A 25610-nucleotide genomic window follows, 5' to 3' on the forward strand; every position below is an offset into this window, starting at 1 on the left:
CCGCGCCTCCAGACTGCCTCCATGAAGGGAATGCAATGACCCAGCCCAGTTGGGAGCTCTCCGGGTTCGGCGACGAGATCGACGCCGACCCGATCGTCCAGGTCGCGGTCCTCCAGGTGCTCGGCGCGAGCGCCATCGAGGTCCGCAGCGCGTGGGGCGTCAACGTCGTCGACCTCGACGAGGACCAGCTCGCCGGACTCCACCGGCTGCTCGACGAGCGCGGGCAGACCGTGTCGGCGATCGCCTCGCCGATCGGCAAGGTGCCCGTGGACGAGCCCGTCGAGCACGAGGTGTCGCGGCTCGCCCGTGCGATCCGTGCCGCGCACGCCCTCGGCACGACGAACATCCGGATCTTCTCGTTCTACTTCGCGGGGCGCCGCCCCGAGGACGTCCGCGACGACGTCCTCGTCCGGATGCGGGCGCTCGCCGACCTCGCCGCGCGCGAGGGTGTCACCCTGCTGCACGAGAACGAGAAGGACATCTACGGTGACGTCCCCTCGCGCGTGCTCGACATCGTCGAGAGCGTCGGGTCGTCCGCGCTCCGGCTCGCCTGGGACAACGCGAACTACGTGCAGTGCGGCGTCCGGCCGTTCACCGATGGCTGGGAGCAGCTCGCCCCCTACGTCGACTACCTGCAGGTCAAGGACGCCGTCGCCGCCGACGCGTCCGTCGTGCCGGCGGGTGAGGGGGACGGCGAACTCGTCGAGACCCTGACCGCCCTGCGCGACGCCGGGTACTCCGGGTACGCCTCCCTCGAGCCGCACCTCAGCGACTTCACCTCCCTCGGCGGGTTCTCCGGCCCAGCGGCCTTCGGTCGCGCCGGTCGCGCCTTCCGCACCCTCACCGACCAGATCGGAGTCACCCTGCGATGACCACCCCACTGAAGTTGGCAGTCGTCGGCGCCGGCGTCATCGGACGCCACCACGCCACGGTCGCCGTCCACCACCCGGACCTCGAGGTGGTCGCCCTCGTCGATGCGATCCCGGCGGCAGCCATCAGTGCTGCCGACGCGATCGAGGCGATGGGCGTGGACCGTCCCGTCACCACCGAGACGATCGAGCAGGCCATCGCCGAGACCGACATCGACGTCGTGGCGATCTGCTCGCCGTCCGGCATGCACGTGCAGCTCGCCGAAGCGGCGCTCGCAGCGGGCAAGCACGTCGTGATCGAGAAGCCCCTCGACACCACGATGCCCCGAGCACGGCAGATCGCGGCGCTCGCCGCCGAGGCCCGGACGCGCGGTCTCGTGACGAGCGTCATCAGCCAGCACCGGTTCGACCCGGCCTCCGCGGCCGTGGCCGCGGCGGCGCACGACGGCCGGTTCGGTACCGTGACCTCGGGCCTCGCCAGCGTCGCCTGGTACCGCTCGCAGGGCTACTACGACTCCGGCGACTGGCGCGGCACCTGGGCGCTCGACGGTGGTGGCGCCGTGATGAACCAGGGCGTGCACACCGTCGACCTGCTCGTCTGGGCACTCGGACGGCCCGTCGAGATCTCGGCGCAGACCGGCCTGCTCGCGCACGACCGCATCGAGGTCGAGGACACCGCCGTCGCCACCGTCCGGTTCGCCGACGGGGCGCTCGGGGTCATCCACTGCACCACCGCCGCCTACCCGGGGCTCTCCGCCCGGTACGCCGTGTACGGCACGCAGGGTTCGGCGATCGTCGACGACGACCGGCTCGCGTACTTCCACGTCGCGCCCGACAGCGCGACGCTCGAGTCGGCCTCGACGACGGCGAACGCCACCGCCGTCGCCGGCGCCGTCGACCAGAAGGACGACGTCGTGCCGCCGGAGCACGTCGTCGGCGGCCCCGCGGAGCCCGACCACTTCGCCGCCGGCCACGCTCGGCAGTACACGGACATCGTCGCCGCCGTCCGCGAGGGGCGCGAGGCCGGTGTGACCGTCGACGCGGCACTCGTCTCGCTCGCGACCGTCCGCGGGCTGTACGTGAGCGCGACGCTCGGCAGGCCCGTCCGGATCGACGACGTGATCGAGGGGGTGTACGACGACGTCGTACCCGTCGTCGGCACACCCGCAGCAGAAGGAGCCACCCGATGAAGTTCTCCGTGTTCACCGCGTCCACGCCCGACTGGACCCCGTCGCAGGCCGCCTCGACACTGGCCGAGCAGGGCTGGGACGGCATCGAGTGGCGCGTCGTCGACGACCGCCCCGCAGACGGTGTGTCCGTCCCGGCCGGTCGCTCGTTCTGGGTCGGCAACCGGTCGACGTGGCAGTTCACCGGCATCGAGGACCGGGTCGGCGAGATCGCGCAGACCACCGACGACGCCGGGCTCGAGTACTCCGGCATCGGCGGCTACCAGCAGGCGTCCGACCACGACGGCGTCGAGACCATGCTCCGGGTGACGAGCGAACTCGGTGCCCGGCAGGTGCGCATCACGATGCCGAACTACCGTGCCGAGAAGGAGCGCAGCGGAGCGCCCTACGGGGAACTCTTCGACCGCACCCGTGCCGACCTGGAGTGGGCGGCGGACCGCGCGGCCGAGCTCGGGGTCAAGGCCCTGGTCGAGCTCCACCACATGACCATCACACCGTCGGCCTCGGCGGCACTGCGGCTGATCGACGGGCTCGACCCGGAGCACGTCGGCGTCATCCACGACCTCGGCAACCTCGTGATCGAGGGGCAGGAGGACCACCTCGCCGCGTTCGAGCTCCTCGGGCCGTACCTCGCCCACGCCCACGTGAAGAACGCCAGGTGGGTCGACACCGGCGACACCCGGGCCGACGGCAGCAGCATCTGGCAGAACGAGTGGGCCCCGCTGCGCACCGGGCAGGCATCGGTGTCCGAGTACCTCGACGCCCTCCGCCAGGTCGGGTACGACGGCTGGGTCACCATCGAGGACTTCTCGACCGACCTGCCGCTCGAAGCCCGCACCGCGGACAACCTCGCCTACCTGCGGTCGCTCGTCCCGGTCTCGGCATGACCGAGCGCCGACCCGGCATCGTCCACGTCGGTGTGGGTGCGTTCGCGCGCGCCCACCTCGCCTGGTATACGCAGCACGCGGGGGAGTGGGGCATCACCGCCTTCACGGGGCGTTCCCCCCGCGCCGCAGACGCGCTGGTCGCGCAGGACTGCCGGTACACGCTCGTCACCCGTGCCGCGTCGGGTGACACCGCCGAGGTGGTCGACGCGATCGTCGCGGCGCACCCCGGCAGCGACGACACGGCCTGGAGGCGCGTGGTCGCGTCCCCGGAGACGACCATCGTGACGCTGACGGTCACCGAGCAGGGGTACCGGCCCGGCTCCGACGTGCCGGCCCGGCTGGTCGCGGGGCTCGACGCGCGGCGCGCGGCCGGCTCCGGTCGCATCGCGCTCGTCAGCCTCGACAACCTGACCCACAACGGCGCGGTGCTGCGGGACGCGGTGGCGTCGGCCGTGGCGGACCCGGAGCTGCAGGCCTGGATCGACGAGCACGTCACGTTTCCGTCGTCGATGGTGGACCGGATCACGCCCGCGACCACCGACGCCGACGTCGAGGCCCTCGCCGACCTCCCCGGTGCGCTGCCCGGGGACCGGGTGCCCGTCGTCACCGAGCCGTTCGCGGAGTGGGTGCTCGAGGACGCCTTCGACGGGATCGACCGGCCCGCGTGGGACACCGCCGGCGTCCGCCTGGTCGACGACGTCACGCCCTACGAGCAGCGGAAGCTCTGGCTGCTGAACGGATCGCACTCCCTGCTCTCGTACCTCGGACTCGAGCGCGGGCACGAGACCGTCGCCGCGGCGATGGACGACCGGGTGTGCCGCGCCGCGGTGGAGGACCTGTGGGACGAGGCCGCCCTCGAGCTGCCGCTGCCCCCTGACGAGGTCGCCGCCGCCCGTGCCGCCCTGGTCGACCGGTTCGCGAACCCGCGGATCCGGCACACCCTGCGGCAGATCGCGTCCGGCGGCTCCCAGAAGCTGCCGGTCCGGGTCGTCGACGTGGTGCGGCACCGACTGGCACGCGACCCCGCCGCGGGGATCGGCCCAGGAGCGGCGACGGCGATCGCCGCGTGGTGGTCGCACGTCACGACGCAGCCGGACCTCGTGGACGACGCCGGAGCCCCCGGGGCAGACTCGGACGTGCACGACGTCCTGGCCGTCATCGCGCCCGACCTCGACACCGCCGCCGTGGTCGAGGCGGTCACGGCCGCGGCCGACCGCATCCGCGCGGCACGGACCACCGCGAGCCGCACCACCACCAGCACGAGCACCGACGAAGGAGTCCCCGCATGACCGACACCACCACGAACCCCGCGGGCCCGGTGCCGGGTGCGGCGGACACGGGCGCCGCGAGCGACCCCACCTCGGGCCGTCCGGACACCTGGGCCTCGGCCGACCGTGGTCAGTTGATCGACCGGGCCGAGGTCATCGTGACCAGCCCGAACCGCAACTTCGTGACGCTGCGGATCACGACCGCGGACGGCGTGACCGGGCTCGGCGACGCCACCCTGAACGGTCGCGAGCTCGCCGTCGCGACGTACCTCTCCGAGCACGTCGTGCCCCTGCTCGTCGGGCGTGACGCCAGCCGCATCGAGGACGCGTGGCAGTTCCTCTACCGCTCGTCCTACTGGCGACGCGGCCCGGTCACGATGGCCGCGATCGCAGCCGTCGACATGGCGCTCTGGGACATCAAGGGCAAGGTCGCGGGGATGCCCCTCTACCAGCTGCTCGGTGGGGCCTCCCGGACCGGGCTGATGGCGTACGGGCACGCCTCCGGCAAGGAGCTGCCCGAGCTGTTCGACTCGATCCGCGAGCACCAGGCCGAGGGCTACCGGTCCATCCGCGTGCAGACCGGCGTCCCCGGGCTCGAGTCCATCTACGGCATCGCCTCGAACGCGACCACGGAGGGCAACGCGGGCGTCCGCTACGACTTCGAGCCGGCGCAGCGTGGGGCGTTCCCCGCGATGGAGGACTGGGACACCCGCGCCTACCTGCGCCACGTGCCCACCGTGTTCGAAGCGGTCCGGAACGAGTTCGGCCCCGAGCTGCCGCTGCTGCACGACGGCCACCACCGGATGACCCCGCTGCAGGCCGCGAAGCTCGGCAAGTCGCTCGAGCCGTACGACCTGTTCTGGCTCGAGGACTGCACCCCGGCCGAGAACCAGGAAGCCCTGAAGCTCGTCCGGCAGCACACCACGACACCGCTGGCGATCGGCGAGGTGTTCAACACGATCTGGGACTTCAAGGACATCATCCGCGACCAGCTCATCGACTACGTCCGCGGCGCGGTGACGCACATGGGTGGCATCTCCCCGTTGAAGAAGACGATGGACTACGCGGCGATGTACCAGATCAAGTCCGGGTTCCACGGACCGACCGACATCTCACCCGTCGGTCTCGCGGCGCAGATGCACCTCGGGCTTGCCATCCACAACTTCGGCATCCAGGAGTACATGCAGCACGGGCCGAAGACGAACCAGGTGTTCCGCCAGACCTTCACCTTCACGGACGGCTACCTGCACCCCGGTGACGAACCCGGCCTCGGGGTCAGCCTCGACGTCGACGAGGCAGGCAAGTACCCGTACGAGCAGGCCTACCTGCCGTTCAACCGGCTCGCCGACGGCACCGTCCACGACTGGTAGCGGGCAAGCTGGACCGCATGGGGTTCGCGGACGTGGCGAGGGAACTGCTCGTCGTCGCGCCCGCGGACTTCGTCGCCGAGCGGACGGCACGCCAGCGAGCCCTCCGCGGGGACGACCGTGCGCTCGCAGCTGCCGTGGGAGGGCTGCGGAAGCCGGCCCCTGCCGCATGGGTGATCGACCTGCTGGCGCACGACGGTGCCCTCGACGAGGCAGTCGAGCTCGGTCCGGCCGTCCGTGCGGCGCAGGCCGAGGCCGATCCCGCCGAGATCCGACGGCTCCGGAAGCAGCGCGCCGGGGTGCTGGACGCGCTCGCCCAGGCCGGTGCCGACCTCGCTTCCGACGCCGGCCACCCGGTGACGCCTGCCGTGCTCGAGCAGGTCCGCGCCACGATCGAGGCGGCGATGGCCGATCCGCACGCCGGGGCGGCGGTCCGTTCCGGGTTGCTCGTCCGTCCGCTCGAGAGCGCGGGGTTCGACGACGTCGACCTCGACGGCGCCCTGGCCGACCCGGACGCGGTGCCCGACGCCTGGTCCGGCAGCGATGCCCCGCCGATCCCCATCGAGGAGGGCCGACGTGCGCGGCGGACTCGGCGCGCCGCCCCTGGACCTGCGGACGAGCCGGACGAGCCGGAGGAGCAGGACGAGCCCGACGCACCCCGCTCCGAGTCGGTGCCAGAGTCCGACCCGGGACCGACGAAGCGCGGGCCGGCGTCGAAGCGCCGGCCGGCGTCGAAGCGCGAGCCGGCTTCGAAGCGCGAGCCGAAGACCGATCCGTCTGCAGCACGACGCGCTGCGCGGGACGCCGAGGCGGGAGCACGCACGGCGTCCCGCGAGGCGGATGCCGCGCTCGACGCCGCCGTGAGCGACCTCGACGCCGCGGAGGACCGCCGCGCCGAACTCGAACGGGCACTCGCGGACGCGACCGCCGAGGTCGAGCGGCTCGAGCAGGCGCGTGATGACGCCGAGGCGGCGAGCGACCGGGCCCGCGAGGCGTGGGCCGCCGCCCGGGAGGCTCGTCGCGGCCGATCCTGACGCGCGTCCCTGCCTGTGCCCGACGGGCATCACCGCCCGCCACGGCCGAGACGGAGGCTCGACCTGCCGGCGGGCCGACACGCCCGGGTCGGTGCTGCTAGACTCGGTGACTGACTTCGGCGAGGGCCGCGCTTGCGCGGCCGTGATCGACGCAGTGGGAGAGCCGGCCCCGTCCTGGGAGCGTTCCTCACGCGTGCACGCGTTCGAGTTGCAACACCACAGACCCCCACGATGCCGGCACCCCGGTGTCGTCCCCGAGACCAGGAGACACCATGGCTGACTACACCAAGCTCGCAGCGGAAGTCCGCACCAAGTTCGGCAAGGGCGCTGCCCGCAAGCTGCGCGCCGCCGACAAGATCCCCGCGGTCGTCTACGGCCACGGCACCGAGCCGAAGCACATCACGCTGCCCGGCCACGAGACGATGCTCCTCGTGCGTACCGCGAACGCCGTCGTCGACCTCGACATCGAGGGTGCGGCGCAGCTCGCCCTCGTCAAGGACGTCCAGCGTGACCCGGTGCGCCAGATCATCGAGCACATCGACCTCGTGGTCCTGCGCCGCGGCGAGAAGGTCACCGTCGACGTCCCCGTCGTCGTCGAGGGCGAGTCCTTCTCCGGCACCATCCACGTGCAGGACCTCAACACGGTCTCGCTCCTGGTGCTCGCGACCGACATCCCGGAGCACGTCGTCGTGAACGTCGACGAGCTGCAGGACGGCGTGCAGATCCACGCATCGCAGCTCGAGCTCCCCGAGGGCGCCGAGCTCGAGACCGACCCCGAGGCGCTGGTCGTCGCGATCGTCACCCCGCGTGGCACCGCCGACGACGACGCCGCCGACGAGGCAGCGGCCGAGGCCGGCGCCGAGGCGGGTGCCGAGGGCGGCTCCGCTCCGGCCGACTCCGAGTAATCCCCTTCGTGGACGTCTGGTCGACGCTGATGGTGACGCGCTCGTGACGAGCGACACGTTCGTCGTGGTCGGGCTCGGGAACCCCGGGCCCGGCTACGCCGGCAACCGCCACAACGTCGGCCAGATGGTCCTCGACGAACTCGCCGCCCGCATGGGCGCGACGTTCAAGAAGCACAAGACCCCGAACCAGGTCGCTGAAGGGCGCCTGGTTCCCGGCGGAGCGCGGATGGTCCTCGCGAAGCCCGCGTCGTTCATGAACACCTCGGGTGGACCGGTCTCGTCGGTCCTCGGGTTCTACGGCGCCACCCCCGAGACGCTCATCGTCGTGCACGACGAACTCGACCTGCCGTTCGACACGGTCCGGTTGAAGGGCAGCGGAGGGCACGGCGGCCACAACGGTCTGCGCGACATCATCAAGGCGACGGGGACGAACGACTTCTCCCGCGTGCGGATCGGCATCGGCCGACCCCCCGGGCGCCAGGACCCCGCCGACTACGTCCTGCGCGACTTCTCCCCGACCGAGAAAAAGACGCTCCCGAACCTGCTGGCCGACGGTGCCGACGCGGTCGAGGCGATCGTCGACCTCGGCCTGCTCGCCGCGCAGCAGCGGGTCCACGCGCCGTCCTGACCTGTCCGGTCTCCGCGCAGTCCCCGAACTGGGGGACCGCCGCGTACCCCGCCCCTCGGTAGGTTCTCGGCGGGGGCGACCGCCCTCGCGACGAGGGGACGACGCCGATGGAACGACCGGGGGACCGCCACACCCGGCACGTGCGCGCGGGTGTCCGCCGGTCCGCCGGGCTGCGTCGGGCCCGGGTCGCGCTGTTCGTCGCCCCGGCCGCCCTCGTCGCACTCGCCCTGGGGATCGGCCCCGCGCTGAACGGCGACGGCGCGGTGGCCGCAGCCCAGACGTGGACACCGGTCCGCGCCGACACGGGTGCCCCGCCCGTCGCAGATGCCTTCGTCGCGCCGAACGACGTGCACCACGAGGCCGACGGCAGTCTGCTCGTGGCCGACTTCGCCGGCAACGGGCTGCTCCGCCGGACACCCGCCGGGGTCTGGTCGGTCGTCGCGCCCTTCGGCACCGACGGCGCGGCGCTGTGGAACCCGTCTGCCGTGGCCACCACAGAAGACGGCCGGATCCTCGTCGCCGAGGCGGGCCGCCGCACGCTCGCCGTCCTCGCCCACGACGGCACCGTGCTGCGCCGACTCGACGCCCCTCCGACGAGTCGCGCCGTCGGAGAGCTCGCGGTCGCCGGTGACACCGTCCTCGCGGGCGCGGCCGGCAGCGGCACACTCTGGACCACGGAGCTCGGATCCGGCACGTGGACGACCGTGGACGGCCCGTGGACCGATCCGTCGGGGGTCGCCTACTCCGCCGACGGCGGGACCTTCGTGGTGAGCGACGCCACGGCGGACCAGGTGTGGCAGGTGGACCGCGCGACCGGCGTGGTCCGATCGCTCGACTTCCCCGAGACGGTCCGGACGCGTCTGCTGGGTGTCGCCGTCGACGCGGGGGAGGTCGCCGTCGTGGACAACGGCCTCGGTCGGGTGTGGGTGTACGCCGACGAGGCGTGGACGATCGCGTTCGACAGCGCTCCGGACGGCTCGGCCCTCGTGAACCCGACCGCGGTGTCCGTCGGACCTGCCCGGGAGCTCGTCGTGGCGGACTACAACCGGCAGCGCGTCGTGACGGCTGCGTGGTCCGGGCGGGCGGCGGTCGTGCCCTCGGCACCGGTGGCGACTCCGGGGCCGGATCCGTCGGGCCAGCCGGACCCGTCTGGCCAACCGGAGCCGACCGGCCAGCCGGAGCCCACGAGCGGACCGCAGCCCACGGTCCAGCCCCAGCCGACCGACCAGCCCCAGCCGACGGAGCAGCCGGACCCGGACCCCGCGCCGACCGAAGCGCCCGTGCCCGATCCCGCACCGACGGTGGGCCCGGCACCGACAGCGGGCCCGGCACCCGGGGCGTCCGGCACACCCACTCCGCCGGTACCGTCCGCGGGACCGTCGGCGACCGCCGGCCCGACCGTCCCGAGCCCGGCACCCACCAGGCCGGCCGATGGGACCGGCGGGACCGGCGCCACCAACGGAACCGGCGGCACCAACGGAACCGGCGACGCCGACGGAACCGGCGGCACCGACCCGACCGGCGGTGGAGCCGACCCGACGCGGACCGGAGCGGACCCAGCGACCGGCACCGTGCCTCCCGGCAGCCCCGCCCAGCGGGGAACGCTCGCCTGGACCGGGTCCTCCGGGCTGGTGCCCGCGGGACTGCTGGCGCTGGCCTGCCTCGTCACCGGCCTGGTGCTGCGCCGCGGCCGCTCCTGACGGTCCCGCGAGGCCGCGACACCCCGCGGTCCGCAGCCCGCAGCCCGCAGCCCGCACCCTGCGGCCCGCTGTTCGCCGCCCGCGCACGCCGGTGCCGGTGTCGGGGGTCGCCGGTACCATGTCCTGAGTGACGATCTCGGGCATCATCCCTGCGCTCTCGCGCGCCTCCGCGTTCGATCGCGTCCTCCGTGCCGCTCCTCGTGACGCCGACTTCTCGGTGGTCGACGGTCTGCGCGTGCCGCTCCTCGGTGCACTGCTCGCCGAACGCAACGGGCCGCAGTGCCTGTTCGTCATCACGGCCACGGGGCGCGAGGCCGAGGCGGTCCGCGGCTCGCTCGCGAGCTACCTCCCCGACGCCGACGTCCTCGAGTTCCCCGCGTGGGAGACCCTTCCGCACGAGCGGCTCAGCCCGAGCGCGCAGACGGTCGGAACCCGCATCGCGACGCTCCGGAAGCTGGCGGTCTGGCAGGAGACCCCGGTGTCCGACCGCCCCACGACCGTCGTGGTCGCGAGCGTCCGCGCGGCGCTGCAGCCCATCGCCGGCAACCTGACGTCGCTCGCGCCGATCGTGCTGCGGACCGACTCGCGGGGCAACGACCTCGGCACCATCGCCGGCCAGCTCGTCGACATGGCGTACGCCCGCGTCGACCTCGTCACGCGTCGCGGCGAGTTCGCCGTGCGCGGCGGCATCCTCGACGTCTTCCCGCCGACTGCCGACCACCCGGTCCGCGTCGACTTCTTCGGCGACGAGATCGAGGCGATCAAGCCCTTCTCCGTGGCCGACCAGCGCACCACCGAGGACGACCTCGGCTCGGTCGAGCTCACGGCGTCGCGCGAACTCCTGCTGAGCGACGACGTCCGGCAGCGCGCCCGCGAGATGCTCCACGAGTTCCCCAACCTGTCCCAGATGCTCGCGAAGATCGCCGAGGGCATCCCGGTGGAGGGCATGGAGTCCCTCGCGCCCGCGCTCGTGCAGGACCTCGTGCCGGTGACGTCCTACCTGCCGGAGGACGCCGTCGTCGCCGTGCTCTCCCCGGAACGGGTCAGCGGCCGCGCGCACAGCCTCGCCGAGACGAACACCGAGTTCCTGCAGGCGGCGTGGAGTGCGGCCGTCGCCGGGGCCCAGGCGCCGATCGACCTCGACGCCGGCAACTTCCTCAGCGTGCAGCAGCTGAAGAACGGCCGTGGCCAGCGCACCTGGTGGACGGTCTCGCCGTTCGACTCCGGCCTCGACGAGGGCGACGCCGACCGCGTGCTCACCGACGCCGAGGCCGCGGCCGAGGCGGGGGAGTACATCCGCGTTCGGGCCGAGGCCGTCCCGAGCTTCGCCGGCAGCGCCGACGGTGCGATCGCGCACGTCAAGGAACTGACCGACGACGGCTGGGCCGTGGTCGTGACCGCTCAGGGGCAGGGCCTCGTCGAGCGAGCCGTCCAGGTGCTCGCCGACGCCGGGGTCGCCGCTCGCGCCGAGGCCGTGTCGGCGCCTCCGGAGCCGGGGGTCGCCGTCGTGACCACCGCCACCGTCGAGGCGGGGTTCGCCATCCCCGACCCGCGCATCGCGGTGGTCAGCGAGGCCGAGTTCTACGGCCGCAGCGTCCAGCAGGGCGCCCGCACCGTCAAGAAGCTCGCGAGCCGGCGGAAGAACGTCGTCGACCCGCTGCAGCTCAAGCCGGGCGACGTCGTCGTGCACGCCACGCACGGGATCGCGAAGTTCGTGGAGCTCGTCAGCAGGGAGGTCAGCTCCGGCGGACGCAACGCGGTGAAGACGCAGCGCGAGTACCTCGTCCTCGAGTACGCGCCGTCGAAGCGGAACTACCCCGGCGACAAGCTCTTCGTCCCCACCGACCAGCTCGACCAGCTCTCCCGGTACGTCGGTGGCGAGAACCCGACCCTGTCGAAGATGGGCGGCTCGGACTGGTCCGCGGCGAAGTCGAAGGCGCGCAAGGCCGTCCGCGACATCGCCGTCGACCTCGTGAAGCTGTACTCGGCGCGCATGGCGTCGAAGGGGCACGCGTTCGGGCCGGACACACCGTGGCAGCGGGAGCTGGAAGAGGCGTTCCCCTTCGCCGAGACCGCCGACCAGCTGACCACGATCGACGAGATCAAGCGCGACATGGAGAGCCCGATCCCGATGGACCGGCTGCTGTCCGGCGACGTCGGCTACGGCAAGACCGAGGTGGCGATCCGTGCCGCGTTCAAGGCCGTGCAGGACGGCAAGCAGGTCGCCGTGCTCGTGCCGACCACCCTGCTGGTCCGTCAGCACATGGAGACCTTCCAGGAGCGCTTCGCCGGATTCCCGGTCCACCTCCGCGCCCTCAGCCGGTTCCAGACCGAGAAGGAGTCGAAGGAGACCATCGCCGGGCTCGCCGACGGCACGGTCGACATCGTCATCGGGACGCACCGCATCCTGTCGCAGGGCATCCAGTTCAAGGACGTCGGGCTCGTCATCATCGACGAGGAGCAGCGCTTCGGTGTCGAGCACAAGGACCAGCTCAAGAAGCTCAAGACCAACGTCGACGTGCTCGCGATGTCGGCGACCCCGATCCCGCGCTCGCTCGAGATGGCGGTGACCGGCATCCGCGAGATGTCGACCCTCGCGACCCCGCCGGAGGACCGGCACCCGATCCTGACGTTCGTCGGGCCGCAGTCCGACCTCCAGGTCGCCGCGGCGATCCGGCGCGAACTGCTCCGCGAGGGCCAGGTGTTCTACGTGCACAACCGCGTGAAGGACATCCAGGGCGTCGCCGCGCACCTCGCCGAGATCGTCCCGGACGCCCGCATCGCGGTGGCGCACGGCCAGATGTCCGAGAGCACCCTCGAGCAGGTCATGGTCGACTTCTGGGAGCGCCGCTTCGACGTCCTCGTGTCGACGACGATCATCGAGACCGGCCTCGACATCGCGAACGCGAACACCCTGATCATCGACAAGGCGGACAAGTACGGTCTGTCGCAGCTCCACCAGCTGCGCGGCCGTGTCGGTCGTGGTCGTGAGCGCGGGTACGCCTACTTCCTCTACGACGCTGAGAAGCCGCTCTCCGAGACCGCGCAGGACCGCCTCGAGACCATTGCCGCGAACAACGAGCTCGGCGCCGGCATGCAGGTCGCGATGAAGGACCTCGAGCTCCGAGGAGCGGGCAACCTGCTCGGCGGTGAGCAGTCCGGACACATCGCGGGCGTGGGCTTCGACCTGTACCTCCGCATGATCGGCGAGGCCGTGTCGCAGTTCCGCGGGGACGTCGCCGAGGGGCAGACCGAGCTCCGGCTCGAGATCCCCGTCGACGCGCACATCCCCGAGGACTACGTCGAGTCCGAGCGGCTCCGCCTCGAGGCGTACCAGAAGCTCTCCGCCGCCTCGGCCCCCGCGGCGCAGGCCGAGGGGATCGACATGGTCCTCGACGAGCTCACCGACCGCTACGGCCAACCGCCGCAGCCGGTGCTCACCCTGGTCGAGGTGTCGCGCCTCCGTCGGATGGCGCAGCAGGTCGGACTGTCCGACGTCGTCGTCATGGGATCGAACCTCCGGGTCGCGGGCAAGGAGCTCGCCGACTCGGCGCAGGTGCGGCTCAAGCGCATGTACCCCGGCGCCCGATGGTTCCCACAGCAGGACGCCGCGAGCATCCCGCTGCCGAAGCCGCACGGCGAGACCCTGCCGGACGATGCGCTCATCCAGTGGGTCGAGGGCATCCTGACGGCCGTGTACGGGGCGTCGAAGGCGACCGCGGAGACGTCTGCGGCGTAGCGCGCGGGACGCGCGGGACGACGGACTGGAGGCGCGGTGCCGGCTGGCACCGCGCCTCCAGTCCGTCGGTGGTCGCGTCCGATGCGCCGGGCGGTGCGGACCCGGAACGACATCCCCGATGTCGTACGACGTCGGAGATGTCGCAGCCGCGCGTCCGCAACTGCCTGCGTCCGCAAGGAGCGACGTCGTCGCTGTCGTACGACATCGGAGATGTCGCAGCCGCGCGTTCGCAACTGTCCGCGTCCGCAAGGAGCGACGTCGTCGCTGTCGTACGACGTCGGAGATGTCGCAGCCGCGCGTCCGCAACTGTCCGCGTCCGCAAGGAGCGACGTCTGTCGTACGACGTCGGAGATGTCGCAGCCCCGCGTCCGCAACTGCTTGCGTTCCCAAGGAGCGACGTCGTCGCTGTCGTACGACAACGACGACGTCGTACGGGATCGGAGCGCGGCGGCGGGTCCCGGGATGCGCGCGTCAGCGGACGCCCGGCGCGGCCGCACGCGCCGCTACTCGGTCGCCTCAGCCTCGGAGAGCTCCCGCCGTGCCCGGTACCGCCGCGCCCGGAGGCTGACCACGACGGCGGAGGCGACGATCGCGATGCCGGAGCCGACCAGCACGGCGAGGACGCCCTCGTCGAGGATCTCCTCGTTCCGGGCGAACGCGAGCTCGTTCATGAGCAGGGACACCGTGAAGCCGATCCCGCCGAGCACGCCGACCGTGACGATCGACCAGAACGACAGCGTCGCGCGCCCTGGCGCCCGGAAGATCCGCGTCGCCACCGCCCCGAAGAGCGTGATGCCGATGACCTTGCCGACCGGGAGCGCGAGCACGACGGCCCAGAAGGTGGGGGAGAGCTCGCCGATGCCGACCGACGGCACGACCACCGCCGCCGAGGCGAACGCGAACACCGGCAGCACGATCGCGTTCGACCACGGCTCGACGTTCTCGTGCAGGGTGTGTCCGGGGCGCCGCGGCAGGACGAGCCCGAGTGCGACGCCGGCGATCGTCGCGTGCACACCCGAGTGGTACACGAGCCACCACGTCAGGACGCCGAGGACGACCATCCCCGCGATCAGCCACGCCTGCCCGGTCCGACCCGGGCGCAGCGCCCTGCTGAGGAACCAGAAGAGCACGAGGACCACGACCGCGCCGCCGAGGGCGAGGAAGTCGGTGTCGTGGGCGAACACGACGGCGATGATGATGATCGCGATGAGGTCGTCGAGCACGGCCAGCGCCAGCAGGAACACCCGGAGCGTCGACGGCAGACCCCTGCCGAACATCGCGAGGACGCCGAGGGCGAAGGCGATGTCCGTCGCGGTCGGGATCGGCCAGCCGTGGCCGTACGCGGTGCCGGCCGTCACCGCGAGGTAGACGCCGGCCGGCACGATGACGCCGCCCACGGCCGCGATGGCCGGGATGATCGCGGTCTTCGGGTTCGACAGCTCGCCGGCGACGAGTTCGTGCTTGAGCTCGATCGCGACGAGCAGGAAGAACACGGCGAGCAGGCCGTCACTGATCCAGTGCGACACGGAGAGGTCGAGGCCGACGGCACCCCACGGAGCGTGCACGTGGAGGAGCTCTTCGAGGCCGGGGCCGAGCGCGGAGTTCGCGACGACCAGGCCGAGGACGGCGGCGGTGAGGAGGGCGATCGCGCTGAAGCGCGGCGAGCGGACGAGTGCGGACACGGAGCTCCGTCGTTCGGGGTCGGGTGAGGGTCCGTCGACCAGACTTCCCGACACGCCTCCGCCAGCCTACCGGTCGGCCCTGACACCCGGGCGTGCGAGCATGGCGCCATGACCGCCGTCTCGGACCTCGTCGCCGTCGTCGACCGCCTGCTCGACCCCGTCACGGGCTGTGTGTGGAACCGCGAGCAGACGCACGCGTCCCTGGCCCGGTACGCCGTCGAGGAGTCGTACGAGCTGGTCGACGCCATCGACTCCGGGGACGACGTCGAGCTGCGGGAGGAGCTCGGCGACGTGCTCTACCAGGTCGTCCTGCACGCGGGTCTCGCGGCGTCGTTCGACCTCGAGGACGTCGCCGCCGACGCCCGCGACAAGATGGTCCGGCGCCATCCGCACGTGTTCGGCGACGAGCGCGCCGACACCGTCGAGGAGGTCGTGCGGGTCTGGCGCGCGGCCAAGGCCGCCGAGAAGTCCGACCGGCGCAGTGCGTTCGACGGGGTGCCGCGCGCGATGCCGCCCCTGGAACGTGCGGTCAAGCTGCTGGAACGCCTGGAGGAACGTGGGGACGCCGACCGGGTCGTCGCGTCCGTCCTGTCGGCCGGGTCGTCGCCGGGGTCGGGTCCGGTCCCGGAGGATCGCGCGGCGCGGGCGGTCCCCGACGGCTCCGGTGTCGTCGACGTCTCGTGGGGGGCCACGGTGCTCGGCTCGGTCGCGGCCGCCCGGGACGCCGGCATCGACCCGATCGCGAGCCTGCGCGCAGCGGTCACCGCGCTCGAGGACGCGGGTCGAGCCGGCGAGCGGGCGTGAGTCGCCAGCCTGTGCGCGGCGGGAGAAGTGCGGGCGTCCTCCCAACCCGAACGAAGGAGGACGCCCGCGAGCGGGCAGACGGCACCACCAGGGAAAGGGTGCCGCCACGGAAGCCCGCTCGAACCGCGGGGCACACTGCAGCACGTTGCCCACGCGTTCGGCCGGACACGTGGATCAGACACGTGTCCGACCGAGGTTCTGGATGCAGAATACCAGTGGGTCGGGAGGCGCGCAACCCGATCGGCGGTCTGCCAGAATTGACCGCATGGCGACGACCGTGACGGCACCCCGTGGCATGCGCGACTTCCTCCCGGCGGACAAGGCCAGGCGCGAGCACGTGCTCGGGGTCATCCGCGGCGTGTACGCGCGACACGGGTTCGACGAGATCGAGACCCCCGTCGTCGAGGACGCCGCGCGACTGCACTCCGGCCTCGGCGGCGACAACGAGAAGCTGGCGTTCGCGGTGATGAAGCGCGGGCTCTCCACCGAGGACCTCCAGCGCGCCGAGGCCCCGCTCGACCTCGCCGACCTCGGTCTCCGGTTCGACCTGACCGTGCCGCTCGCCCGGTTCTACGCGTCGCACCGCGCCGAGCTGCCGTCGGTCTTCCGGTCCGTGCAGATCGCACCGGTCTGGCGTGCCGAGCGTCCGCAGAAGGGGCGCTACCGGCAGTTCGTGCAGTGCGACATCGACGTCCTCGGCGAGCCGGGGCAACTCGCCGAGATCGAACTCATCCGCGCCACCACGGCGGCGCTCGACGAGCTCGGGATCTCCGGGACGACGATCCGGATCAACGACCGTCGCATCCTGCTGGCGCTGCTCGCATCGTGGGGGATCACCGAGGCCGGCACCGCCGACCGCGCCCTCATCACGATCGACAAGCTCGACAAGATCGGGCCCGACGGTGTGGCGGCCGAACTGCGCGAGACCGTCGGCACCGAGCTGCCGGGGCTCGAGGCGACCATCCGGACGCTCGAGTCCGCCGACTGGGACTCGGTCGCGAGATCGGACTGGCTCGACGTCGACGCCTTCGGTGATCTGCTCCGCCTCCGCGAGGCGCTCCCCGGCGTCGACCTGCGCTTCGACCCGACGCTCGTGCGCGGGATGGGCTACTACACCGGCACCATCTTCGAGGTCGCCCACCCGGACTTCGGGTACAGCCTGGGCGGCGGAGGCCGGTACGACGGCATGATCGGGCGCTTCCTCGGGCAGGACGTCCCGGCCGTCGGGTTCTCGCTCGGCTTCGAGCGGCTCGTCGACCTCGTCACGCTGCCGGAGTCCGCGGAGTCCGACGCCGTCGTGCTCGTGTACGACAAGGACGTCGACCCCGTGCGGCTCGCCGCGCTGAAGGCCGAGGCGCTCGGGACGCACCGGCGCGTCCGGCTCGAACGGCGGACGAAGAACACCAAGAACCTGCTCGCCGGACTCGCCGCACAGGGCTTCGACTCCTTCGCCTCCGTGCACGCGGACACCGGGTCGCTTGACGCGGTGGAGTTCCGCCCGCTCGCCTGAGTTCTCCACAGCGGTCCGTCATGCACGTCTCGTATTCACCCGCGCCTCGCTAGGATCGATCCCGCAATCACCAACCGAACGTGTAGGGAGTACCCCGTGGCCGTGATCGATGCCGTAGGAGCACGCGAAGTCCTCGATTCCCGAGGCAACCCGACGGTCGAGGTCGAGGTCCTCCTCGACGACGGCGTCGTGTCCCGCGCGCTCGTCCCCTCCGGTGCATCCACCGGTGCGTTCGAGGCGTACGAACTCCGTGACGGCGACAAGGCCCGTTACGGCGGCAAGGGCGTCCTCAAGGCCGTCGACGCCGTCCTCGACGAGATCGGTCCGGCGCTCGAGGGCTTCGACGCCACCGACCAGCGCCTCGTCGACGCCGCGCTCATCGAGCTCGACGGCACCGAGAACAAGTCGCGCCTCGGGGCGAACTCGATCCTCGGCGCATCGCTCGCCGTCGCTCGTGCCGCCGCCGACTCGGCCGACCTGCCGCTGTTCCGCTACCTCGGCGGCCCGAACGCGCACACGCTGCCCGTCCCGCTGATGAACGTCGTCAACGGTGGCGCGCACGCCGACACCAACGTCGACATCCAGGAGTTCTTCCTGGTGCCCTACGGCGCCGAGTCCTTCTCCGAGGCACTCCGCTGGGGCGTCGAGACCTACCACGCCCTCAAGGGCGAGCTGAAGAAGCAGGGCCTCGCGACCGGCCTCGGCGACGAGGGCGGCTTCGCCCCGGAGCTCGCGTCGAACCGCGCGGCGCTGGACTTCCTGCTCGCCGCGATCGAGAAGGCCGGGTTCACCCCGGGCAAGGACATCGCGCTCGGCCTCGACGTCGCCTCGACCGAGTTCTTCAGCGACGGCAAGTACTCCTTCGAGGGCAAGCAGCTCTCGAGCGAGGAGTTCACGGCGTACTTCGCCGAGCTCGTCCGCGACTACCCGCTCGCCACGATCGAGGACCCGCTGGCCGAGGACGACTGGGCCGGCTGGACCCACCTGACCGCCGAGCTCGGCGACAAGGTGCAGATCGTCGGCGACGACCTCTTCGTCACGAACCCCAAGCGTCTGCAGCGGGGCATCGACGAGAAGGCCGCCAACTCGATCCTCGTCAAGGTCAACCAGATCGGCACGCTGACCGAGACGCTCGACGCCGTCTCGCTGGCGCACCGTCACGGACTCACCTCGATCCTGTCGCACCGCTCGGGTGAGACCGAGGACACCACGATCGCGGACATCGCGGTCGCCGTCGACGGCGGGCAGATCAAGACCGGTGCCCCGGCCCGCTCGGACCGTGTCGCGAAGTACAACCAGCTGCTCCGCATCGAGGAAGAGCTCGGCGACGCCGCGGTGTACGCCGGTCGCTCGGCCTTCCCGCGCTCGGCCGCCCTGTAGTCAGCGCTCCCCACGAGACGCCGTCCTCCTCCGGGAGGGCGGCGTCTCGTCGTTCCGTCGGCCTCCTCCGGGAGGGCGGCGTCTCGTCGTCCCGCCCGCCTCCTCCGCGGGCCGGGTCGCACGACATGCCGCGCGTGGTGCGCCCGGGTCCCGGGAACGGTCGGCGCGACGGCGCCCGGGCGGCACATCGTGCGACCTCGGCGCTCGGCGCTCGGCGCTCGGCGCTCGGCGCTCGACGCGCTGTGCACTCCGCGACCGGGCCGGGGGCCGGGCCGGCGTGACGGAGGCGGGCCGCGCCTCCAGTCCGGTGACGCTGGGAGGCGACCGAACGGCCGCGTGCCGACCGCGTGCCGGACCGCCGTCGGGTTATCGTCGGACCGTGCCCAGCCAGAAGCCCCGCGTCCGCCGCGTCCCCGTGGCCATGCCGGAGCGTGGCACGTCCGAGCAGCCGTGGTTCCGGTCGATGCACTTCTCCGGCTTCAGCCTGCTCATGCTCGCGATCATCGTGCTCTTCGTCGTCGTGCTCGCGCCGTCGCTCCGGACGCTCATCCAGCAGCAGGAGCAGATCGCGCAGCAGCAGCGCGAGGTAGCGAGCCAGAAGGCCGACGTGTCGCAGAAGAAGAAGGACGTCGCCCGCTGGGACGACCCCGCGTACATCGAGGCCCAGGCACGCGACCGGCTCCTCTACGTCTACCCGGGCGAGGAGAGCTACCTCGTCATGGGGTCCGAGGACCGGACGTCGGACCAGAAGCCCACGACCGAGTCCGGGACACCGGTGAGCTCCACCGTGCAGACCCCGAAGGTCGACTGGGTGCAGGCCATGCTGTCGTCGGTCCTCACCTCGGGTCTGACCGACCAGACCTCGAAGGAGCTCGTCGCACCGGACGTGACCGGCACCGGCGACACGAAGTAGGCCGGGCCGCGGGACTCCGGTAGGCTCACGTTCCCGTGACGACCCCTCCCTTCGACCCGCCCTCCGACCGCGACGTCCAGGTCGTGTCGGCGCAGCTCGGCCGACCGGCGCGTGACGTCATCGGGATCGCGGCCCGCTGCGTGTGCGGCAACCCCACGGTCGTGTCCACGAAGCCCCGACTGTCGAACGGCACCCCGTTCCCTACCTTCTACTACCTGTGCCACCCCGCGGCCACCGCCGCGGTGAGCACCCTCGAGGCCAACCAGGTCATGCCGGAACTGGCGGCCCTGCTCGAGGACCCCGACGTCGCCGCGCAGTACCGCGCAGCGCACGAGTCCTACCTGGCCGATCGTGAGTCGATCGAGCACGTCGACGAGATCGTCGGCATCAGCGCCGGTGGCATGCCCACCCGTGTGAAGTGCCTGCACGCCCTCGTCGGTCACGCCCTCGCCGCCGGACCCGGCGTCAACCCCATCGGCGACCTCGCGCTCGAGCGCGCGAGCTGGTCGCCCTCCCGGTGTGAGTGCCGGGCGTATGATGACGGTGCAGACGCTGGAGTCGGGGCGGGTGGCGGCGAAGTCTGACTCGGCTCCCGAAACCCCCATCCAAGGAGATCATCCCCCGTGCCCAAGATCCTCGTCGTCGGCGGCGGTTACGCCGGCTTCTACACCGCCTGGAAGCTCGAGAAGCACCTTCGCCCGGGCGAAGCAGAGGTCGTGATGGTGGACCCGCTGCCGTACATGACGTACCAGCCGTTCCTCCCCGAGGTCGCCGCCGGCTCCATCGAGCCCCGTCACGCGGTCGTCTCGCACCGTCGTCACCTGAAGAAGACCCGCGTCGTCACGGCGAAGGTCACGAAGGTGGACCACGCGACCAGGACGGCGACGATCACGCCGTCCGAGGGCGCGGCGTGGGAAGAGACCTACGACCAGATCGTGATGACCGCGGGCGCCGTCTCGCGCACGTTCCCGATCCCGGGCGTCGCGGACGAGGCCATCGGCCTCAAGACCATCGAAGAGGCCGCCGCGATCCGCGACAAGATCCTCACGAACTTCCACAAGGCGGCCAACCTGCCGGCCGGTCCCGAGCGCGACCGCCTGCTCACCGTCGTCGTCGTCGGTGGTGGCTTCGCCGGCATCGAGGTCTTCGCCGAGCTCCGCTCGTTCGTCTCCGACCTCCTCAAGAGCTACCCGCAGCTGTCCTTCGACGACACGCACTTCCACCTCGTCGAGGCGATGGGCCGCATCATGCCCGAGGTCTCGCTCGAGACCTCGCACTGGGTGCTCGAGAACCTCGCGCAGCGCGGTGCCACGGTGCACCTCGAGACGCAGCTCGCGTCCGCCGTCGGCGGTGTCTGCGAGCTCAAGGCCAAGGACGAGTCGATCCAGAAGATCGAGTCCGACCTCATCATCTGGACCGCCGGTGTCATGGCGAACCCGATGGTCAAGGGCACCGACTTCCCGCTCGAGCAGCGCGGCCGCATCCGGGTGCAGCCCGACCTCCGCGTGGTCGACGACAACGGCGTGATCGCCGACGCGTGGGCCTGCGGCGACGTCGCAGCTGTCCCGGACCTCACCGGTGGTGGCGTCGGCGGCTTCTGCGTGCCGAACGCCCAGCACGCGGTCCGTCAGGCGAAGCAGCTCGCGAAGAACCTCGTCGCGGTCCTCCGCAACGAGGCGCCGTCCGACTACAAGCACGAGAACCTCGGAGCCGTCGCGGGCCTCGGTCTCGGCATCGGCGTCTTCCAGTCGGGCAAGTTCGCCATGAAGGGCTTCCTCGCGTGGGGCGCGCACCGCGGCTACCACGGCCTGGCGATGCCGTCGTGGGAGCGCAAGTGGCGCGTCATCGGCGACTGGGTCGGCGGCTTCTTCCTCGGCCGCGACATCGCGTCGCTCGACGACCGCGAGACCCCGCGCACCGCGTTCGAGACCTTCGCGTCCCGTCCGAAGCCCGCCGCCGAGGCACCCGCCGCTCCGGCAGCGGCGCCCGCCGAAGGCCAGCCCGCGGGTGCGGCCGGCCCGGCGTACGGCGAGCCGGCGAAGGACGTCTCGAACGAGGCTGAGCCGGTGAAGGCCTCGGCCGACGCCAAGTAACGACACGCTGCACACGAGGCGGTCACCCCACGAGGTGGCCGCCTCGTCGCGTTCCGGCTGTCGGTAGGCTGTTGCGGCCCGCCCCCGTGGCCCAATCGGTAGAGGCATGCGACTTAAAATCGCCGAGTTGTGGGTTCGAGTCCCACCGGGGGTACCGAGATCGGGGACCGACGCCCGCTCCCACCGGGGGTACCGAGATCGGGGACCGACGCCCGCTCCCACCGGGGGTACCGAGATCGGGGACCGACACCCGAGCGCGCGAAAGCGACACTCTGCGGCCGTCGCATGGCGGCACAGTGTCGCTTTGGCGGAACAGACGACGCACCTCGGTCGCATCCTGTCGCTTCGGCGTAGTGACTGCCCCACCGACCACCGACCACCCGCACCCGCGCCCGCGCCCGCGCCCGCACCCGCACCCGCACCCGCACCCGCACCCGCGCCCGGTGCCGGCCGCGGCCACGGGCACCGCCGCACCCGCGCCGCCCAGTACCATCGTCGCGTGGTCGGATTCGGAAGCGCGCTCGCCAACCTGCGGAACGCGCTGAACCGCCCCGAGGCCCACGTCGAGGTCGTCGACGGCGAGACCGTCCCGGTCGGCATGCTCCTCGGCACGCTCGGCGCCCTGCTGCTCGACGCCGGCAGCTCCGTCACCGACGTCCGCTCCGCGCTCGAGAAGGCGCGCGACGCAGCCGGGGTCGGGCCGAGCCTCGCGGTCGGGGTCCTTCCCGCCCTGGTGATGGTGAGCGAGACCGCCACCGGGGCCGCCACCATCGTGAACGCCGAGGGCGTCGAACTGTCGTCGCGGCAGGGCGCCCGCGCGAACCGCCTCGTCCTCGGCCTCGAGCGGGGTTCCATCGCCCTCGCCGAGATCCCCGCACGGGTCCGCGCCATCCGTGCCGGCACCGCCCCGCCGCCCGCGATCCCGTGGATCCTCGGGAACGCCCTGACGTCCGCCGGCCTCGCGGTCGTCTTCCGGTGCCCGTGGTGGGCGATCCTCGTGGCGCTCGGCGTCGGTGCGCTCGTCGGCGTGATCGGCCTGGTGCTCCGGCGGTTCCGCGAGGCCGTGGCGATCATCCCGTTCCTCGCCGCCTTCATGTCGACGACGGTCGTCGGCCTGGTCGCAGCCGGGACGGGCTTCGACCACGTCCCGCTGTTCGCGGTGTGCGCGCCGGTGGCGGTGTTCGTCCCGGGAGCGCTGATCACGAACGCCCTGCTCGAGCTGACCGCGGCCGACATCGTCACCGGTGCGTCACGCCTGGTACAGGGCCTCATCATGCTCGGGTTCATGGCGGCGGGCATCGCAGCGGGCAGCGCCCTCACCGGCCTGCACGTCGACCCGTCCTCCGCGGCGCTCGTCGGCGAGGTCGCCGGGGTCGGCACGGACCGCGGCGGCTGGGAGGCGGTCCCGTCCTACTGGGTCTCGTGGGTCGCGGTGGTGGGTCTGGCCGTCGGGCTCGGGCTGGTGTTCCGGTCCGGCTGGCGGCTGACGCTGGTGTCCGTCGCCGTCATGGTCACCGCCTACGCGCTCGTCAGCGGTACGACACCCCTGTGGGGCAGCGTCGTGGCGACCGGTGCCACAGCGGCGCTGCTGTTCGTGGCGACCCGCCTGGTCGAACGGCTCGTGCCGGCGATCCCCGCGACGGCGTCGTTCTTCCCGGCGTTCCTGCTGCTGGTGCCGGGGACCGTGGGGCTCGTCGCGGTGGCGACGTTCAACGCCGAGGCGCTGGCGACACCCCTCGCGACCTTCGTCAGCCTCTGCATCGGCACGAAGATCGGTGGGTTGCTGCCCGGTCTCTTCGCCCGCTCCGCCCCGCACCGCTCGTAGTGCGCCCCGGACGCGGTCGCGATCGCGACGTGTCCGGTGACGGACGGGAGGCGCGGTGCGGGCCCGCACCGCGCCTCCCGTTCGTCAGCCGGTCGCCCGACGGACGCTACGGCTCGATGAGCAGGCCGGCCGCCTGGTCCTCGGCGGCACGCTCCTTGGCGAGGTAGTGCACCTTCTTGCCGGTGGCGTTGTAGGGGAGGTCGGTGACGAAGCGGTAGCGGCGCGGACGCTTGTAGCGGGCGAGGCCGGGGTGCGAGCCGGTCCACTCCTCGAGGGCGGCGGCCGCCTCGGCGTCGTCCTCCGGCAGCCGGCCCGGAGCGCGGACCACGTACGCCGTCACGACCTCACCCCACCGCTCGTCCGGCACGCCGACGACGACGGAGTCGGCGACGCCCGGGTGCTCCTGCAGCGTCGCCTCGACCTGCACCGGGTGGACGTTCTCGCCGCCCGAGATGATCATGTCGTCCTTGCGACCGACGATCGTCACCCGCTCGTGCTCGTCCCAGGTCGCCAGGTCGCCGGGGTAGAACCAGCCGTTCGCGAACTTCTCCGCCTCGAGGCCGGGGTTCCGGTACGAGTAGCCCGACTTCACCGTGCGGACCGCGAACTCGCCGATCTCGGACCCGTCCTTCGGCACCGTGTCCGTCGGGTCGGCGAGGCGGTCCTCGTACACGCGCACGACGGCGACGTCGTCGTCGGTCGATGCCCGCCCGGTCGAACCGGCGCCGTCGGGCAGGTCCTCCGGTCGGAGGAAGGTGTTCCAGAAGGTCTCCGTCGTGCCGTAGCCGTTGAAGATCCGGGGCGACAGCAGCTCCTGGTAGCGGAGGGCCGCCGCACGGTCGAGGGGCGCGCCCATCGTCACGATGCCCTTCAGCGAGGACAGGTCGCGTGGTCGCTGCTCCTGCGCGTTCGCGAGCTGCACGAGGTTCGGCGGCGCCCCGATGAGGAAGGTGAGCTGCTCGGACTCGACGAGGTCCAGCACGCGGTCGGCGTCGAAGTGCCGGAGCGTCGTGAGCTCGGCGCCGACGTAGAACACCGGGTTCGGGCCGCCCGAGTACAGGCCGCCGCGGTGGAACAGCGGCGACATGTTGAGCGTCTTGTCGAACGGGCTCAGCGGGAAGTGCATGATGACGTCGTGCGCGCTGAGGACCTCGACGAGGCTCGGCAGGGGGACCGGCTTCGGTCGGCCGGTCGTGCCCGACGTGTACAGCCGGGTGGTCTCGTCGTAGGTGCTGCGCGGCTCGGCGGCCGCGACCTCGGCGGCGGTGACCGGTTCGGCGGCGAGGAGCTCGGCGAAGCCGTCGTGCTCGTCGCCGACGGTGACCACGTGGTCCGGTCGGTGCGAGGAGGTCTCGAGCGCCGTCGTGATCTCGGCGTTCCGGACGGCGTCGTGCACCAGGACCACGGGGGCGGAGTCCTCGATGATGAAGGCGACCTCGTCCGGCGCGAGGCGGAAGTTCGTCGGGGAGAACACCGCGCCGATGCGGTGGCACGCCAGGTAGAGCATCGCGAACTCGGGGGAGTTGAAGAGCTCCACCATGACCACCGACCCGCGCCCCGCCCCGTGACGCGCGAGCCAGCCGGCGATCCGGTCGACGTCGGCGCCGAGCTCCGCGTACGTCCACGACCGGTCGGTGCCCGGGTCACGCAGTGCCGGACGGCCGGCGAACCGGTGGGTGTTCCGGGCGAAGCCGTTGGCGTACGTGTAGCTGCCCTCGAACACCTCGCGGAAGCGCGTGGGGTCGTAGTCGGATCGGGTCTCGGTCATCGTCGCTCCCTGGGACGGTCGGGGTGCCGTCGAGCACCGTTCGTCAGCGTA

19 protein-coding genes and 1 tRNA gene are annotated in these 25610 nt (G+C 72.1%); 18 read left to right on the forward strand and 2 right to left on the reverse strand.

Going from position 1 to position 25610, the window contains the following annotated elements; all coding sequences use genetic code 11:
* Positions 1 to 35 precede the first annotated feature (35 nt).
* The 10 genes from AAEP86_RS08020 (at position 36) to mfd (ending at position 13584) form a co-directional block, all read left to right on the forward strand.
* Complete coding sequence (locus AAEP86_RS08020) at positions 36 to 872, forward strand: sugar phosphate isomerase/epimerase family protein (protein ID WP_420370015.1); 837 nt, start codon at positions 36 to 38, stop codon at positions 870 to 872.
* The gene (locus tag AAEP86_RS08025) at positions 869 to 2059 is read left to right on the forward strand and encodes a Gfo/Idh/MocA family protein (protein ID WP_420370016.1); all 1191 of its coding nucleotides are present in this window, start codon (positions 869 to 871) and stop codon (positions 2057 to 2059) included. Before AAEP86_RS08020 ends, AAEP86_RS08025 begins: the two co-directional genes overlap by 4 nt.
* Positions 2056 to 2943, forward strand: a complete 888-nt coding sequence (locus tag AAEP86_RS08030; protein WP_420370017.1) for a sugar phosphate isomerase/epimerase family protein — start codon at positions 2056 to 2058, stop codon at positions 2941 to 2943. The genes AAEP86_RS08025 and AAEP86_RS08030 overlap by 4 nt, the downstream gene beginning before the upstream one ends.
* Positions 2940 to 4232 (forward strand): mannitol dehydrogenase family protein, encoded by a 1293-nt coding sequence (locus tag AAEP86_RS08035; RefSeq protein ID WP_420370018.1) that lies wholly within the window; start codon positions 2940 to 2942, stop codon positions 4230 to 4232. The genes AAEP86_RS08030 and AAEP86_RS08035 overlap by 4 nt, the downstream gene beginning before the upstream one ends.
* A complete protein-coding gene (gene manD, locus AAEP86_RS08040; protein ID WP_420370019.1) occupies positions 4229 to 5581 on the forward strand; it encodes a D-mannonate dehydratase ManD in 1353 nt (450 codons plus the stop codon). The genes AAEP86_RS08035 and manD overlap by 4 nt, the downstream gene beginning before the upstream one ends.
* Positions 5582 to 5598: 17 nt before the next feature.
* Entirely contained in the window at positions 5599 to 6612 is a 1014-nt protein-coding gene (locus AAEP86_RS08045; protein ID WP_420370020.1) for a hypothetical protein, read from the forward strand.
* A 272-nt stretch (positions 6613 to 6884) separates the two neighbouring features.
* Complete coding sequence (locus AAEP86_RS08050) at positions 6885 to 7517, forward strand: 50S ribosomal protein L25/general stress protein Ctc (RefSeq protein ID WP_420370021.1); 633 nt, start codon at positions 6885 to 6887, stop codon at positions 7515 to 7517.
* A 43-nt stretch (positions 7518 to 7560) separates the two neighbouring features.
* Positions 7561 to 8145 carry an aminoacyl-tRNA hydrolase gene (pth, locus tag AAEP86_RS08055; RefSeq protein ID WP_420370022.1) on the forward strand — a complete coding sequence of 195 codons (585 nt, stop codon included), beginning with the start codon at positions 7561 to 7563 and terminating at the stop codon, positions 8143 to 8145.
* Between the two features lie 107 nt (positions 8146 to 8252).
* A complete protein-coding gene (locus AAEP86_RS08060) occupies positions 8253 to 9845 on the forward strand; it encodes a hypothetical protein (RefSeq protein WP_420370023.1) in 1593 nt (530 codons plus the stop codon).
* A 127-nt stretch (positions 9846 to 9972) separates the two neighbouring features.
* Positions 9973 to 13584 carry a transcription-repair coupling factor gene (mfd, locus tag AAEP86_RS08065; protein ID WP_420370024.1) on the forward strand — a complete coding sequence of 1204 codons (3612 nt, stop codon included), beginning with the start codon at positions 9973 to 9975 and terminating at the stop codon, positions 13582 to 13584.
* Positions 13585 to 14087: 503 nt separating this feature from the next.
* Here the strand turns inward: mfd and nhaA are convergent.
* Positions 14088 to 15266 carry a Na+/H+ antiporter NhaA gene (gene nhaA / locus AAEP86_RS08070; RefSeq protein WP_420370025.1) on the reverse strand — a complete coding sequence of 393 codons (1179 nt, stop codon included), beginning with the start codon at positions 15264 to 15266 and terminating at the stop codon, positions 14088 to 14090.
* A 108-nt stretch (positions 15267 to 15374) separates the two neighbouring features.
* Here nhaA and AAEP86_RS08075 point away from each other — a divergent pair, with 108 nt between their 5' ends.
* The 8 genes from AAEP86_RS08075 to AAEP86_RS08110 all read left to right on the forward strand — a co-directional run bounded on the left by AAEP86_RS08075 (position 15375) and on the right by AAEP86_RS08110 (position 23791).
* A complete protein-coding gene (locus AAEP86_RS08075) occupies positions 15375 to 16070 on the forward strand; it encodes a MazG nucleotide pyrophosphohydrolase domain-containing protein (RefSeq protein ID WP_420370026.1) in 696 nt (231 codons plus the stop codon).
* A gap of 265 nt (positions 16071 to 16335) precedes the next feature.
* Positions 16336 to 17580 carry a histidine--tRNA ligase gene (gene hisS / locus AAEP86_RS08080; protein WP_420370027.1) on the forward strand — a complete coding sequence of 415 codons (1245 nt, stop codon included), beginning with the start codon at positions 16336 to 16338 and terminating at the stop codon, positions 17578 to 17580.
* Positions 17581 to 17676: 96 nt separating this feature from the next.
* Positions 17677 to 18960 carry a phosphopyruvate hydratase gene (gene eno, locus AAEP86_RS08085; protein WP_420370028.1) on the forward strand — a complete coding sequence of 428 codons (1284 nt, stop codon included), beginning with the start codon at positions 17677 to 17679 and terminating at the stop codon, positions 18958 to 18960.
* Positions 18961 to 19339: 379 nt separating this feature from the next.
* Positions 19340 to 19873: an FtsB family cell division protein gene (locus AAEP86_RS08090; protein WP_420370029.1), complete on the forward strand. Its 534-nt coding sequence runs from the start codon at positions 19340 to 19342 to the stop codon at positions 19871 to 19873.
* 35 nt (positions 19874 to 19908) lie between these two features.
* Positions 19909 to 20457, forward strand: coding sequence for a DUF501 domain-containing protein (locus tag AAEP86_RS08095; RefSeq protein ID WP_420370030.1), 549 nt, complete (start codon positions 19909 to 19911; stop codon positions 20455 to 20457).
* Between the two features lie 39 nt (positions 20458 to 20496).
* Entirely contained in the window at positions 20497 to 21966 is a 1470-nt protein-coding gene (locus tag AAEP86_RS08100) for an NAD(P)/FAD-dependent oxidoreductase (RefSeq protein WP_420370031.1), read from the forward strand.
* 80 nt (positions 21967 to 22046) lie between these two features.
* Positions 22047 to 22120: transfer RNA gene (locus AAEP86_RS08105), tRNA-Leu, on the forward strand.
* A 345-nt stretch (positions 22121 to 22465) separates the two neighbouring features.
* Positions 22466 to 23791, forward strand: a complete 1326-nt coding sequence (locus AAEP86_RS08110; RefSeq protein ID WP_420370032.1) for a threonine/serine exporter family protein — start codon at positions 22466 to 22468, stop codon at positions 23789 to 23791.
* A gap of 106 nt (positions 23792 to 23897) precedes the next feature.
* On the opposite strand, the gene AAEP86_RS08115 is transcribed toward AAEP86_RS08110, so the two are convergent.
* Positions 23898 to 25559 (reverse strand): class I adenylate-forming enzyme family protein, encoded by a 1662-nt coding sequence (locus AAEP86_RS08115; RefSeq protein WP_420370033.1) that lies wholly within the window; start codon positions 25557 to 25559, stop codon positions 23898 to 23900.
* Positions 25560 to 25610 lie beyond the last annotated feature (51 nt).

Origin of the sequence: Curtobacterium sp. L1-20 (assembly GCF_048755855.1) — a bacterium.
In the GTDB taxonomy this organism is placed as follows: Bacteria; Actinomycetota; Actinomycetes; order Actinomycetales; family Microbacteriaceae; genus Curtobacterium.

Bases quoted from the DNA above. Each gene is read 5' to 3' on its own strand.
- AAEP86_RS08035 (WP_420370018.1), top strand. From the start codon at position 2,940: ATGACCGAGCGCCGACCCGGCATCGTCCACGTCGGTGTGGGTGCGTTC.
- AAEP86_RS08115 (WP_420370033.1), bottom strand. From the start codon at position 25,559: ATGACCGAGACCCGATCCGACTACGACCCCACGCGCTTCCGCGAGGTG.
- AAEP86_RS08045 (WP_420370020.1), top strand. From the start codon at position 5,599: ATGGGGTTCGCGGACGTGGCGAGGGAACTGCTCGTCGTCGCGCCCGCG.
- AAEP86_RS08075 (WP_420370026.1), top strand. From the start codon at position 15,375: ATGACCGCCGTCTCGGACCTCGTCGCCGTCGTCGACCGCCTGCTCGAC.
- AAEP86_RS08025 (WP_420370016.1), top strand. From the start codon at position 869: ATGACCACCCCACTGAAGTTGGCAGTCGTCGGCGCCGGCGTCATCGGA.
- AAEP86_RS08030 (WP_420370017.1), top strand. From the start codon at position 2,056: ATGAAGTTCTCCGTGTTCACCGCGTCCACGCCCGACTGGACCCCGTCG.
- hisS (WP_420370027.1), top strand. From the start codon at position 16,336: ATGGCGACGACCGTGACGGCACCCCGTGGCATGCGCGACTTCCTCCCG.
- AAEP86_RS08060 (WP_420370023.1), top strand. From the start codon at position 8,253: ATGGAACGACCGGGGGACCGCCACACCCGGCACGTGCGCGCGGGTGTC.
- AAEP86_RS08050 (WP_420370021.1), top strand. From the start codon at position 6,885: ATGGCTGACTACACCAAGCTCGCAGCGGAAGTCCGCACCAAGTTCGGC.
- manD (WP_420370019.1), top strand. From the start codon at position 4,229: ATGACCGACACCACCACGAACCCCGCGGGCCCGGTGCCGGGTGCGGCG.
- AAEP86_RS08020 (WP_420370015.1), top strand. From the start codon at position 36: ATGACCCAGCCCAGTTGGGAGCTCTCCGGGTTCGGCGACGAGATCGAC.